Annotated in this window: 10 protein-coding genes; 3 read left to right on the top strand and 7 right to left on the bottom strand. The window is 66.4% G+C overall.

Annotation, left to right across the window (positions count from 1 at the left end; genetic code table 11):
• Nucleotides 1-52: 52 nt before the first annotated feature.
• Both KDB67_RS03260 and KDB67_RS03255 read right to left on the bottom strand, forming a co-directional pair.
• A complete protein-coding gene (locus KDB67_RS03260; protein ID WP_291012313.1) occupies nt 53-1,381 on the bottom strand; it encodes a transcriptional regulator in 1,329 nt (442 codons plus the stop codon).
• A 112-nt stretch (nt 1,382-1,493) separates the two neighbouring features.
• The gene (locus KDB67_RS03255; RefSeq protein ID WP_291012311.1) at nt 1,494-2,162 is read right to left on the bottom strand and encodes a TetR/AcrR family transcriptional regulator; all 669 of its coding nucleotides are present in this window, start codon (nt 2,160-2,162) and stop codon (nt 1,494-1,496) included.
• 126 nt (nt 2,163-2,288) lie between these two features.
• Between KDB67_RS03255 and KDB67_RS03250 the strand changes: the two genes are divergently transcribed.
• Nucleotides 2,289-3,332 (top strand): NAD(P)-dependent alcohol dehydrogenase, encoded by a 1,044-nt coding sequence (locus tag KDB67_RS03250; protein WP_291012309.1) that lies wholly within the window; start codon nt 2,289-2,291, stop codon nt 3,330-3,332.
• A gap of 33 nt (nt 3,333-3,365) precedes the next feature.
• On the opposite strand, the gene KDB67_RS03245 is transcribed toward KDB67_RS03250, so the two are convergent.
• From KDB67_RS03245 to KDB67_RS03230, 4 genes are all read right to left on the bottom strand, one after another.
• The gene (locus KDB67_RS03245; protein WP_291012472.1) at nt 3,366-5,096 is read right to left on the bottom strand and encodes a SulP family inorganic anion transporter; all 1,731 of its coding nucleotides are present in this window, start codon (nt 5,094-5,096) and stop codon (nt 3,366-3,368) included.
• Between the two features lie 188 nt (nt 5,097-5,284).
• Nucleotides 5,285-5,911: an MBL fold metallo-hydrolase gene (locus tag KDB67_RS03240; protein WP_291012308.1), complete on the bottom strand. Its 627-nt coding sequence runs from the start codon at nt 5,909-5,911 to the stop codon at nt 5,285-5,287.
• Entirely contained in the window at nt 5,908-6,999 is a 1,092-nt protein-coding gene (locus tag KDB67_RS03235) for an S-(hydroxymethyl)mycothiol dehydrogenase (RefSeq protein ID WP_291012306.1), read from the bottom strand. The genes KDB67_RS03240 and KDB67_RS03235 overlap by 4 nt, the downstream gene beginning before the upstream one ends.
• 143 nt (nt 7,000-7,142) lie before the next feature.
• Nucleotides 7,143-8,123: a hypothetical protein gene (locus tag KDB67_RS03230; protein WP_291012304.1), complete on the bottom strand. Its 981-nt coding sequence runs from the start codon at nt 8,121-8,123 to the stop codon at nt 7,143-7,145.
• 397 nt (nt 8,124-8,520) lie between these two features.
• Here KDB67_RS03230 and KDB67_RS03225 point away from each other — a divergent pair, with 397 nt between their 5' ends.
• Nucleotides 8,521-9,975: a MinD/ParA family protein gene (locus KDB67_RS03225; RefSeq protein ID WP_291012303.1), complete on the top strand. Its 1,455-nt coding sequence runs from the start codon at nt 8,521-8,523 to the stop codon at nt 9,973-9,975.
• Between the two features lie 187 nt (nt 9,976-10,162).
• The gene (locus KDB67_RS03220; protein ID WP_291012302.1) at nt 10,163-11,602 is read left to right on the top strand and encodes a MinD/ParA family protein; all 1,440 of its coding nucleotides are present in this window, start codon (nt 10,163-10,165) and stop codon (nt 11,600-11,602) included.
• A 60-nt stretch (nt 11,603-11,662) separates the two neighbouring features.
• On the opposite strand, the gene gdhA is transcribed toward KDB67_RS03220, so the two are convergent.
• Nucleotides 11,663-13,003, bottom strand: coding sequence for an NADP-specific glutamate dehydrogenase (gene gdhA / locus KDB67_RS03215; protein ID WP_291012301.1), 1,341 nt, complete (start codon nt 13,001-13,003; stop codon nt 11,663-11,665).
• Between the last annotated feature and the right edge of the window lie 47 nt (nt 13,004-13,050).

The raw sequence follows: 13,050 nt of genomic DNA, 5'->3' as shown, positions 1-13,050 counted from the left end.
CCGGTGAGATGCGCACCTGAAGACACCACCCGAATAGTCGGGAAACACCCCGTCAGATGCCGAAGCGCTTGTCCAGTAGTCGGATCCGACCCGCACAGATCGCCCGATCGGGGTGTCCCGGTGGCAATCGGTGCTCCAGCCTGCGCCAGGCGGCGAGATCGTCACGACCATGCACCGACGTCGTCCACTTGCGCAACGCGGCCACATCACCGGAATCGATGATCCGCGAACGCAGATCCTCACGGAGTTCCTCGAGGATGTCAACGATGCCCGGTGCCACCGACTCCGCCAACAGCCCACCCCGGCCCAAGAGCTCGATCGCCGGAACCAGGTCACTGCCCGAAGCGATCCGCTCACGGACCTCACCCAGATCCGACTCGACAGTGATGGTCAGCCGGTACGGGCGCGAACCCACCACCGTGCTCCCGAGATCCTTGCGGAGACGGGAGATCTCTGCACGGACCGTCACCGGGTCGAGTCCGTCCTCGGCGAGCATCAGAGCGAGCTGTTCGGTGGCGAGACCGTCGGGGAAACTCTGCAGCAGCACCAGTATCTCGGCATGCCGCTTGGACAGGTTGCGGCCACCCGCCGCGTCGCCGGCCCGATGCCAGCGGTATCGGCCGTCACCGAGCACCTCCAGCCGTGCCCGGCGCGGCATCGACACGGTGGTTCCCGCGACATGCGGGACCGCCGGCGCGGGACCGGAAGGACGCGCACCACCTCGGATGGCCGCGAGGTCGACGGCTTGCGATCTGAGCTCACGTTCGACGGCCGCGACCACCGAACGGACCGCTGCAAGCGCGAACGGTGCCTCCACCTCACGCCCGCCCGTGACGTCGATGGCGCCGATGACATGCCCGGTGATCGGATCGTGAACGGGCGCGGCGGCGCAACTCCATTTCTGGACCGGCCCCGAAAAGTGCTCGGGACCGATCACCTGCACGCCACGGTCGACGGCCAGTGCCAGTCCCGGCGCGTTCGTGCCGACCACGTCTTCGCTCCACACCGAGCCCTCGACGAAATTGATACCGTCGGCCTTGTTCCGCGACTCGGACGAACCTTCCACCCACAGCAATCTGCCCACCTCGTCGGTGAGTGCCACCAGCACACCCGAATCGGCGATATCGTCGAGCATCAGCGACTGGACGAGTGGCAGGACGGCAGTGATGGGATGCGCGGCGCGATACTCGATGAACTCCGGATGACTCATCACCCGCGGGTCGTCGGGGCTCGCGATACCCGGATCGACACCGCTGTGCAGCGATCGCGCCCACGAATCCCGGACCACCGTACGGACAGCATCAGATGACGGCGTCACGCCGGACAGAAAGTCCTCGTACGCTTGCCGAACACGCGAGGACACCGCAGTGGGGTCGCTCATCCAGTCTCCGTCTTCACCATCATGTCCAATTGTGCCGTGTGTTTGGTGCAAATTGCATTGTTTCACGTGAAACGTGCGGTGAATGAGCCCGGAGGCGATGTCCGATCTTGACCTATGTCCGATCTTCTAGGTCTGCCCGGCGCTGTTCGAGTCCGTCGATGATGAGTTCGAGTCCCGGATCGAACTCATCGCCGAAGGAATAGCCGGGCATGCAGACGCGCTCGGTTGCGTACTCGTGCAGGTACGGCAGGTCCCCGGCGGGCATGGCCGCGACGATCTCCCCCGCGACGTCGGCGGGCCCGGCGTCGTCGCTGAACGGGAGCGCGAGTTCCTGCACCAGGAATCCGTACAGATAGGCGTCGAGCACAGCGAACGCGGCGCCGGCCGCCTCGAGCGTGAATCCGGCCTCTCGTAGGGAGCCGAGCACGGCGTCGTGATGCCGCAACGTCTCGAACCCGGCACCCTTGCGTGAGTCCATCAGCCCGATCGCCCACGGGTGCCGCGTGAGCACCTCACGCCCGGACCGGCAGCGAAGGCGCAGTTCCGCCGCCCACGGCTCACCGATGCACGGCGTGTAGATCTCGGCGAATACCGCGTCGACGAGGGCGTCGAGAATGGCGTCCTTGTTGGCGACGTGGTGATACAGCGACATGGCCTCGACGCCGAGGCCGCGGGCGATGGCGCGCATGGTGACCGCGGCCAGCCCGTCGGTGTCGGCGATGGCCATGGCCTTACCGACGATGTCGGCGCGGGTCAGCGGTGTCGTACGGGTTCCGGACATGGACGTACCTTCCCATGGATCACGGCTTCACCGTTGACGCCCTTACGCAGTAAGGGTAGCTTGTGGCCATGCCTTACAAAGTAAGGACGACCGCGCAGCAGGGGCGACAGGGACGAGGGCGACGCGATGACCACCACACCAGCCGGCGAGACCACCGGCACCGTGACCATGAAGGCGATCGTGCAAGGTCGGTACGGCGGCAGCGAGACATTCGAGGTCACGCGGCTCACCCGGCCCGAGCCCGGTCCGGGTGAGCTTCTGGTCCGGGTGCGCGCGGCGGCCATCGACCGCGGCACGTGGCACCTGATGACCGGGCTGCCACTCATCGCCCGGCCGGCCATCGGGCTGCGCAAACCCAAAACACCCGTCCCCGGTCGCGATACCGCCGGGACCATCGCGGCCGTCGGACCGGGCGTCACCGGCTTCGCGGTCGGCGACGAGGTCATCGGGACCGCCGCCGGGTCACTGGCCGAGTACGCGCTCATCCCCGTGGCCCGGCTCGCCCATGCACCATCGTCGGCAACGCCCGAGCAGGCCGCCACCCTGCCGATCTCGGGTCTGACCGCACTGCAGGCGGTGCGTGCCGCGCGCATCACCGCGGGCGACCGGGTGCTGATCACCGGTGCCTCGGGCGGGGTCGGGTCGTATGCGGTGCAGATCGCCGCATCGGCCGGTGCGCTGGTCACCGCGGTCGCATCCGGTGCCAAGGAGGACTTCGTCCGTTCGCTCGGCGCGACCGCATTCATCGACTACACCGGCGGCCCGATCGACCGCACCCCGACCTCGCCTGAGATCTCCCCCATCGGGCGTTTCGACGCGATCCTCGATATCGCGGGCTACCTGCCTGTTCGTCGGCTGCGGCGCCTGCTCACCGCAGGCGGAACACTGGTCGTGGTCGGCGCCGAAACGGGAGGCCGCTGGACCGACGGTGTGCAACGGCAGCTGTACGCGGCACTGACCTCGCCGTTCGTACGACAACGCCTCACCGGGCTGATCAGCAAGGAAACCGGCGAGGACATGGCCGAACTCGCCGCGATGGTCGACGACGGCCGCGTCCGCCCCGCAGTCGACAGCGTGTTTCCACTCGACGACGCCGCATCGGCGATGGAGTATCTGCTGTCGGGGCGGGCCTGCGGCAAGCTCGTCGTCACCGTCGGCACCGGCCGCTAGCGACGCACCCCGACCTCAATTATCTCCCGACCCTCAATCGTCTTCTGGCCCGGATGCCTCGGGTTCCGGCGTGTCCGGAGGCGGCTGCGGGTTCAGCTCCCGGTACGCCTGTACCGCCGCACCCACCGACGCGAACACGTGGTCGGGGTCGAGCCCGGCCAGCACACCCTCGGTGAACAGCGCCTTCTGGAGGACGGGATCGACGCCGGCGAGGATGAAATGCGCGCCGTGTTTGTGTACGTAGTCGATGAGTGAGCTGAGCATCGTCGAGGCCGAATAGTCGACGTCGCCGATCGCCGCGCAGTCCAGGACCAGCCAGTTCACCGGGGTCGGCGCCGACCGTAGCAGGCCCTGCACGTCGTCGGAGAAGCGGTTGGCGTTGGCGTAGAACAGGTCGGCGTCGTAGCGGAAGATGATCAGCCCTGGCAGCGACTGCAACCCGGGGCGGGCGGGCAGGAAGGCACGTTTGCCGCCGTCGCTCACCGTGATCACGAAGCGGTCGGGCCGATACTGCCGCCGGATCAGGGCCAGCAGCGACACCACCATCGCCACGACGATGCCGGTCTGGACACCGAACACGATCACCATGACGGCCGCGAACGCCGCGGTGGCCAGTTCGGATCGACGGGCCCGGAAGATGCGCACGACCTCACGGACGTCGATGAGTTTGGCGGCGACCACGAAGACGATCGCGCCGAGCACCGCGTGCGGCAGGTGGGCGAGCGCATCGCTGAGGAACAGCACCACCAGCAGCGTCGCCACCGCCATCGTCAGGTTTGCCACCTGGCTGCGTGCGCGCTGTTCGTCGAGGACCTGTGTCTTGGTGGGACTGCCGTTGACGACGAAGGTGCCGCTCAGACCTGCGGCGAAGTTGGCCCCGGCCAGACCCAGGATGTCGCGGTTGACGTCGGCGGACTCTCCCCTGCGCTGGGCGAATCCGCGGGCGGTGGCGGCGCTCTGCGCGAGGATGACGATGGTGCAGCCGAAGGCGACGGTCGAGGCGGTACCGATGTCGGTGAAGCCGGGGCCGTCGGGCAGGCCCAGTTCGGGCAGGCCGGCGCTCACCTTACCGACAACCGACACGTCCTCGTCCCAGCCGAAGATCCACACCGCGGCGATCGCGCCGGCCACCAGGACGAACGGGATCGGCAGCCGGGGTGCCAGCCGTTTACCGAGGATCAGGGTCAGCAACGCCACGACGGACAGCAGACAAGCCCAGATGTCGATGTCGTCGACTCCCCTGGCGATGGCGAGCCAGCGATTCCAGATCTGATCCTCGTGGGTGTCGGAGATGCCGAGCATCGTCGGCAGCTGCCCGGTCATCACGGTGATCGCGGTGCCGGCGAGAAATCCGGTGAGTACCGCCGTGGACAGGAAGTCGCCGAGGAACCCGAGCCGCAGGACCCACGCCGCGGCCAGCATCGCCCCGGTCACCAGCGCGATCAGACCCGCCCACTGCAGCCACTCGTCCGAACCGGCGCGCAGTCCCGCCACCCCGAGCCCGGCGATGCCGGACGAGAGCAGCGCCGCGGTGGCCGAGTCGGCGCCGACCACCATCAGCCGCGACGATCCGATGAGCACGAACACGATGGTGGGCAGGATGATCGTGTACAGACCGGCCACCACCGGGACCTGGGCGATGGCGCCGTAGCCCAGGCATTCCGGAATCGCGATGGCGGCCAGGGTCACCCCGGCGAGCACGTCGCGGCCCAACCACTGGGTGCGGTATCCGACGAGCGAGGGCGGCGCCACGGACCGCAGCAACCCACGGCCACGTGAGCCCCGGCCCCACTGCGCCAGTTTCGCCAGGGCCGGGCGCGGCGCCCCTGAGTCACTCACCTACCGGACGTTACGCGTGGTCCCGGCGAAATACCCTGGATGTTGGTCCGCTTCGGGTCTTTCGACCCATACGGGTGTTCGCCGGGCCAGGCGTCTGCGCGCATGCGGGTGTGTCAGTGACCGCGCGCGATCCACTCCTCCAGATGCGGGGCCTCGTCCACGATCGACGTGCCCTCGCCGTGACCGGTGTACACCTTGGTCTCCGGATCGAGTGTGAAGATCTTGTCGCGGATCGATTCGATGATCGTCGGGAAGCTCGAGAACGAGCGTCCCGTCGCGCCCGGACCGCCGTGGAAGAGTGTGTCGCCGCTGAACAGAATGCCGGCCTCCGGCGCGTACACCACACACGAACCCGGCGAATGCCCCGGCGTGTTGATCACCGTGAGTTCGGTTCCGGCAACCGAGATCCGTTGTCCGTCTTCAAGATCGACGTGCGCGACATCGGGATGGGTCTGGTTCCAGAGCATGTCGTCGCCGGGGTGCAGCAGGATCGGCGCGCCGGTGGCCCGCGACAGCTCCGGGGCCACAGTCACGTGGTCGTTGTGCCCGTGCGTCAACACGATCGCCTTCACGGTGCGATCACCGACCGTCTCCAGAATCGGCGCCGCGTTGTGTGCGGCATCGATGATGACGACCTCGTTCTCGTCGCCGATCACCCAGATGTTGTTGTCGACGTCCCACGTGCCGCCGTCGAGTGAGAACGTGCCGGAGGTGACGACACTCTGAACCCCGAAGGTCATCGGATCTCCACCACCGAACGCAGCACCTTGCCGGCCTTCATCGCGTCGAACGCAGCTTCGACGTCGTTGATCCCGATGCGTTCGGTGACGAACTTGTCCAGCGGCAGACTGCCCTGCTCGTACAGGTCGATCAGCATCGGGAAGTCGCGTTCGGGCAGGCAGTCGCCGTACCACGACGACTTGAGCGCACCGCCGCGCGAGAAGAAGTCGACCAGCGGCAGCTCGAGTCTCATCTCCGGCGTCGGCACACCCACCAGCACGACGGTGCCGGCCAGGTCGCGGGCGTAGAACGCCTGCTCGTACGTCTCCGGACGACCCACGGCATCGACGACGACGTCGGCGCCGTTGCCGTCGGTCAGCTCCTGCACGGCCGCGACCACGTCATCGACCTCGGCGCCGTTGATCGTATGCGTGGCGCCGAGCCCGACGGCCCAGTCGAGCTTGGCCGGGTCGCGGTCGATGGCGATGATCGTGGTGGCCCCAGCCAGCTTGGCGCCGGCGATCGCGGCATCGCCCACGCCGCCGCAGCCGATGACGGCGACCGAATCGCCGCGGCCCACGTTGCCGGTGTTCATCGCGGCGCCGAGGCCGGCCATCACGCCGCAGCCGAGCAGACCGGCGACGGCCGGGTCGGTCTCCGGGTTGACCTTGGTGCACTGCCCCTCGTGGATCAGGGTCTTCTCGATGAACGCGCCGATCCCGAGTGCCGGGCTCAGCTCGGTGCCGTCGGTCAACGTCATCTTCTTGCTCGCGTTGAAGGTGTCGAAGCAGTACCACGGGCGGCCCCGCTTGCAGGCCCGGCACTGTCCGCACACGGCCCGCCAGTTGAGGATGACGAAGTCGCCGACCTCGACATGCGTGACGGCCTCACCCACTGTCTCGACGATGCCCGCGGCCTCGTGGCCGAGGAGGAACGGGTATTCGTCGTTTATGCCGCCGTCGCGGTAGGCGAGGTCGGTGTGGCACACCCCGCACGCCGCGATCTTCACGATCACATCGTTGGGACCCGGGTCGGGAACCACGACGTCGACGACCTCCGTCGCCGCTCCCTTGGCTCGTGAGATGACACCTTTGACGGTCTGTGACATGCGAGGTTCCTTCCGCGACGCTGTGGCGATGACACTGTGGTGATGCAGGGCTTCCCCCAGCCTAGACAAGTGTCCAGTCTTCTGCGTCCAGAACCCTTCAGTCAGGCCCCCTTCAGTCAGGCCCCGTCGGGGCAAGGCACCCGTCAGTTGAGAGCTTTCGTCAGCTGCGCCTTGGTCATCGACGAATATCCTGAGATCCCCCGGGCCTTGGCCTGTACACGCAGTTCGGCAACGGTCGGACCGCCGCGTGCCGGTGCCTTCTTGTTCTTCGTCCCGGCGTCCTTCTGCGCAGTGTCTTTCTGCGCAGTGCCCTTATTGTCGGTGTTCTTGTGGGTAGCGCTCTTATTAGACGAATCCTTTTGTGCACCAGATGCTTTCGTGGGAGTGGCGGCAGATTCGGCTTTTCCGGCGGCGGCCTTCGTTCCGCCGACCTTGCGAGCCGGGGCCTTCGCCGGCACGGCCTTGCTGTCGGCGCGTTTCGCCGGCGCGGCCTTGTCCGCACGGGTCTTGCTCGCGTCGGCCCTACTCGTGGTGGCCTTGCTCGCGTCGGCCTTACTCGCAGTGGCCTTACTCGCGGTGGCCTTGCTCGCGGTGGCCTTGCTCGAACCGGTTTTGCTCGTGGCGGCCTTGGTCGGAGCGGCCTTGCTTGGAGCGGCCTTGCTTGGAGCGGCCTTGCTTGGAGCAGCCTTGCTTGGAGCAGCTTTGGTTGGAGCGGCTTTGGTCGGAGCGGCCTTGCTTGCGGTGACCTTGCGAGCCGGGGTCTTCTTCGCCGGCGACGACTTCACCGGGGCTTCCTCCACAGGGGCTTCCTTCACGGACACCGCGTCCTTCGCCGGCGCCGCTTCCTTCGCCGGCGCAGCAACCTCGGCCGGCGCAGCAACTTCGGCCGCGGGCTTCGTCACGAGCTGGGTGACGGAGGCAAGGGGGCCGGAGTCGCTTTTGCGGAAGGGCAGGGATGCCAGCAGATCGCTACGCAGTGCCGAGATGTCCTGCTCGGCTTTGCGGAAACGCTTGCGCGCCAACTTGTCCGCATGCCTGGCCTGTTTGGTGACCTTGGCGAGCTCACCGCGCAGTCGGGTGACCTCGACCTCCAGCCGCCCGATGATCTTGTTCTTCTTCGACATATAAAGGATCCATTCATCACGGGTACGGACGCAACACCGGCAGCATCGCCGATGCTGCGTGCAGCGTAACCAGCCACCGACCGGTTGCGAGGGAATACCTGCCGACCACATCCGCCGACGACTCTTGGGAGACACGTCAGGACACGCCACGTAACCGAAGGGTCTAACCTCAGCCGGGATCGGGTGGTATGCGGACCGGTGCCGGTAGGATGTTGCACGGCCAGTCTGCAACGACCAGCCATTTCGCGTGGCGCCTGGCCGCCCACAGACGATTGGAATTGCGATGTCACTCCCCGACCACTCGCAGCCACCGCCGTGGCTCCGGTCAGTCGACAACCCCGCGCCGGACCCGCAGCCCCAGAACTCGGCCCGTTCCGGGCCGGTGGGCCTAGGTCCGATGGCAGTCCCCATACAGGCGATTCCCGATCCGCCTGCCGACCAGGCCGGCGTCGTCGGGTCCGCCACCGGGCAGCGCCCGGTGGAACCTGAACCCGGCCAGCCCGAGCGCCAGGTGACCGCAGACCAGGCCGCGCCCGAGTTCCGGAGCCCCACCGCGTCCCCGCGGTCGGCCGGTCAATCGGCTCCGTACCAGGTCACCGGTCGCAAAGCTCAGATCCCGGGCCCCGAAGCGCCGGTCGCCGGTCCTGAATTCCCTGCCCCGCCCGGCTATCCACAGTCACACGCACCGCACACGTCCCAGGTCTACCCACAAGCACAGCAGTACTCACAGGCCCAGCAGTATTCACAAGCACAGCAGTACTCACAAGCACAGCAGTACCCTCAACCCCACCAATACCAGCAGCCGTATTCGTCGCCGGCCGGGCAGGCGCCCATGACCGGCTCCGTTCCGGCACCGACCACTGCGAACCAGTCCGGTACGCCGGCGGTTGCGACCGAGCGACCATCAGACCCAAGGCCCGATTACCGCGGCGGCAGGTATTCCGGTGGGTGGCGCGAGAAGCTCCGCGCCGCGTCGGGTGGCTTGATCACCTTCGGGGCGAGCAAGACCGATCAGCAACTGTCGATGCTCGTGCAACGTGCCCGCACCCCTATCCACGGAGACTTCCGTCTCGCGGTCATGTCGGTGAAGGGCGGTGTCGGAAAGACGACCACCACAGTGGGGTTGGGTTCGGCATTCGCGTCCCTGCGCGGCGACAGGGTGATCGCGGTCGATGCCAACCCCGACTTCGGGACGCTCGCCCGGCGGATCCCCGAGCAATCGACGGCCACGGTGCGCACATTGCTGGCCGACGAGAACCTGTGCCGGTACACCGATGTGCGGCGGCACACCAACCAGGCAGCGAGCCGGCTGGAAGTGATTGCTTCCGAACGTAATCCGGCTATGTCCGAATCGTTCGACGCGAACGATTACCGGCAGGTCATCGCAATCTTGCAGTCGTACTACAACATCATCATCACCGACTGCGGTACCGGCGTGGTGAATTCGGCGATGGAGGGTGTGCTCGAGATGGCCGATGCCATCATCGTCGTTACCACACCCGCCGTCGATGGCGCGCAAAGCGCCGCGGCCACACTGGATTGGCTTGAGGCACACGGATATCAGCGGCTGGTCAGGGAGTCGGTGGTGGTGATCTCCGCGGCACGTCCGGGCGGCGCGGCCATCGACGTCAACGCGCTCACCGACCACTTCCTGGGCCGGGTGCGGGCGGTTCAGGTGATCCCGTATGACGATCACCTGGCCACCGGATCGTATATCGACCTCGACCAGATGGACCGGCGCACCCGCACCGCCTTCCTGGAACTCGCTGCCACCGTGGCTGATTCCTTCGGCCCGATCGGACCCCTGTCGGCACCCCAGGGTTGGTCACCGAACGAGCAACGACGCCGGTAACGCGGTCCGAATCCGGCAATCGGATAGATTCGACTGTGGGACTGACACCGACGGACAGGCCCAGCACACGAGGGGGAGCGACCCGATGGGCACACGCGACGACACAACCACTGATCACACCGCCGATGCGGCGGGGTCACAGAGCTCAGATCAGTCGCCTCCGGTTCCGTCTCAGCGCTTCGGACCGGTGAGTTTCCCCGACCTGCCCCCCGTGCCCGAACCGGATTCCCTGCTCGAACCGATTGAGGCCGAGGTGGTTCCGCTTCCCACTGACGAGCGCCCACACCGCGGCTCGGCCGGCGGGCCCGTCCCCTTCGCCGACCAGGTGCCCGCAACCGAACAGGTGCTGCCCAGTTGGGTACCCAGGGGAGACAACGCCGAGGCTCCGCCGACGGCGTACGTACCGCCGTGGGCCGGCCAGGACAATTCCACCGCCGGACACCCCGGTACAGGCGGCTTCAACACCGGTGGGTTCGGCGCCGCCTCCTCAGTCAATGGGTCCCCCGGTACCGGGCCGTTCAGCGGAGGGTTTCCGGCCGCCACCGGGCCACAGCCTGCGCAGCCGAATGTTCCGCCGTATCCGGACGGGTCCGAGCAGACGACAGTCATCCCCCCTGTCGCTCCCCCGGCCGGCTTCGACCACTCCGAGACGCGACACGACCAAACTGGACACAATCACGTCGAATCTCCTGTACTACAAGGAGATTCACGTCCCCTCGACGATGGCACCCTCGTCAAACGTGAACGCCAGGCGCCGCGGAAGGGCTGGCGGCGCGCCGTGTACAAGGCGACCGGCGGTACCATCAACCCGCGCAACCCGCGATCGGAGGTGTATCGCGAGAAGCTGGTGTCGGCGATCCGGACGCCGCTGGCCGGCGATTACCGGATCGCGGTGCTCTCACTCAAGGGTGGCGTCGGAAAGACCACTACCGCAATCGCTTTGGGTTCCACGCTGGCATCACTGCGCGGCGACCGAGTGATCGCCGTCGATGCCAACCCCGACCTGGGAACGCTGGCGCAACGCCTACCGCGCGAGACCGATTCCACGGTGCGCGATCTGCTCGCCGACCGAAACCTCAACCGCTACTCCGACATCCGTGAGCACACCTCCCAGGCCCCGAGCCGTTTGGAAGTTCTTGCCTCCGAACGTGATCCGGCCGCCGCGGAGGCGTTCAACGACGAGGAGTACCGAGGCGTGCTCGGTATTCTGCAGCGCTTCTACAACATCATCATCACCGACTGCGGTACCGGATTGAGCAACTCGGTGATGAAAGGCGTTCTGGATACCGCTGATTCGATAATCGTGGTCTCCTCCCCCGCCATCGACGGCGCACGCAGCGCGGCATCGACCCTCGATTGGCTCGACGCGCACGGCTTCGGTCGGCTGGTGTCGTCGGCGATCGTCGTGATCAGCTCGTCGCGGCCGGGATCGCCGAATGTGGATATCGAGCAGATGACCGAGTACTTTTCGGCGCGCTGCCGGGCTATCCGGCTGGTCGGGTTCGACGATCACCTGGCCGAGGGTGCCGACGTGGATCTGAATCTGATGAGCAAGTCCACGAGGATGGCGTTCATGGAGCTCGCGGCCACCGTCGCGACCGACTTCACGAACCCCCGGCACCGGTAGTCCCGACGGCCGAGCACCCAATGCTGTTCGGGAATGCCAACCACCCCGTCGAAGTGGTTCTCAGATGACGCCTAGGGCCAGCATCGCGTCGGCGACCTGGATGAAACCACCGATGTTGGCGCCGACCACATAATTGCCTGGCGCACCGTATTCTTCGGCGGTGTGCAGGCAGCGGTCGTGGATGCCGCGCATGATGTCGGCGAGGCGTTCCTCGGTGTGCTCGAAACTCCACGAATCGCGAGATGCGTTCTGCTGCATCTCCAGTGCGCTGGTGGCCACACCACCGGCGTTGGCGGCCTTACCCGGTGCAAACAACACACCGGCGTCGGTGAACAGCCGAATGGCCTCGGGGGAGCAGGGCATGTTGGCGCCCTCGGCGACGATGGTGACGCCGTGGTCGATGAGCTGTTTGGCATCCTTGCCACCGAGTTCGTTCTGCGTGGCGCACGGAATCGCTATGTCGGCGGGCACATCCCAGATACTGCCGCCGCCAACAAATTTCACATTCTCACCGCGCAGGCGCGCATAGTCGACAATCCGGCCCCGTTGAATCTCCTTGACTTCCTTGAGAACGTCGAGGTCGATCCCGAGTTCATCGACCACATAGCCGGACGAGTCCGAACACGCGACGACGGTGCCGCCGAGCTCGTGCACTTTTTCGATGGCGTAGGTGGCGACATTGCCCGAGCCGGACACCACCACCCGTTTGCCCTCCAGGGAATCGCCCTTGGCCTTGAGCATTTCATGGACGAAGAACACGGCTCCGAAACCCGTTGCCTCCGTGCGCACCTGGGAACCACCCCAGGCCAGGCCCTTGCCGGTGAGCACACCGGACTCATAGCGGTTGGTGATGCGTTTGTACTGTCCGAAGAGGTAACCGATCTCGCGCCCGCCCACACCGATGTCGCCGGCGGGAACATCGGTGTATTCGCCTATGTGCCGGTACAACTCGGTCATGAACGATTGGCAGAAGCGCATCACTTCGGCGTCGGAACGGCCCTTGGGATCGAAGTCCGAACCGCCCTTGCCGCCGCCGATCGGCAGGCCGGTGAGCGCATTCTTGAAGATCTGCTCGAAGCCCAGGAATTTGACGATGCCCAGATACACGCTGGGATGAAAACGCAGGCCGCCCTTGTACGGTCCGAGTGCCGAATTGAATTCGACCCGGAAACCGCGGTTGACGTGGATCTGGCCGGCGTCGTCGATCCACGGCACCCGGAAGATGATCTGCCGTTCGGGCTCGCACAGCCGGGTGATCACCGCGGCGTCGGCATAGTGCGGATGCTTGTCGACGACGGGGGAGAGGCTGTCGAACACCTCGGTGACGGCCTGATGGAACTCGGCCTCGCCGGGATTGCGCTGGAGTACCTGCTCGTACAGATTCTGGAGTTTCGCGTGCACCGTTGATCCCTTCCGAATCGCCCCGCTCGTACGGGTCCTTCTCGCGA

Origin of the sequence: Gordonia sp. (in: high G+C Gram-positive bacteria), from assembly GCF_020438995.1 — a bacterium.
Taxonomy (GTDB): domain Bacteria; phylum Actinomycetota; class Actinomycetes; order Mycobacteriales; family Mycobacteriaceae; genus Gordonia.
Note: the sequence above shows the minus strand (reverse complement) of the source record. Positions and strands in the feature narration are given on the sequence as shown.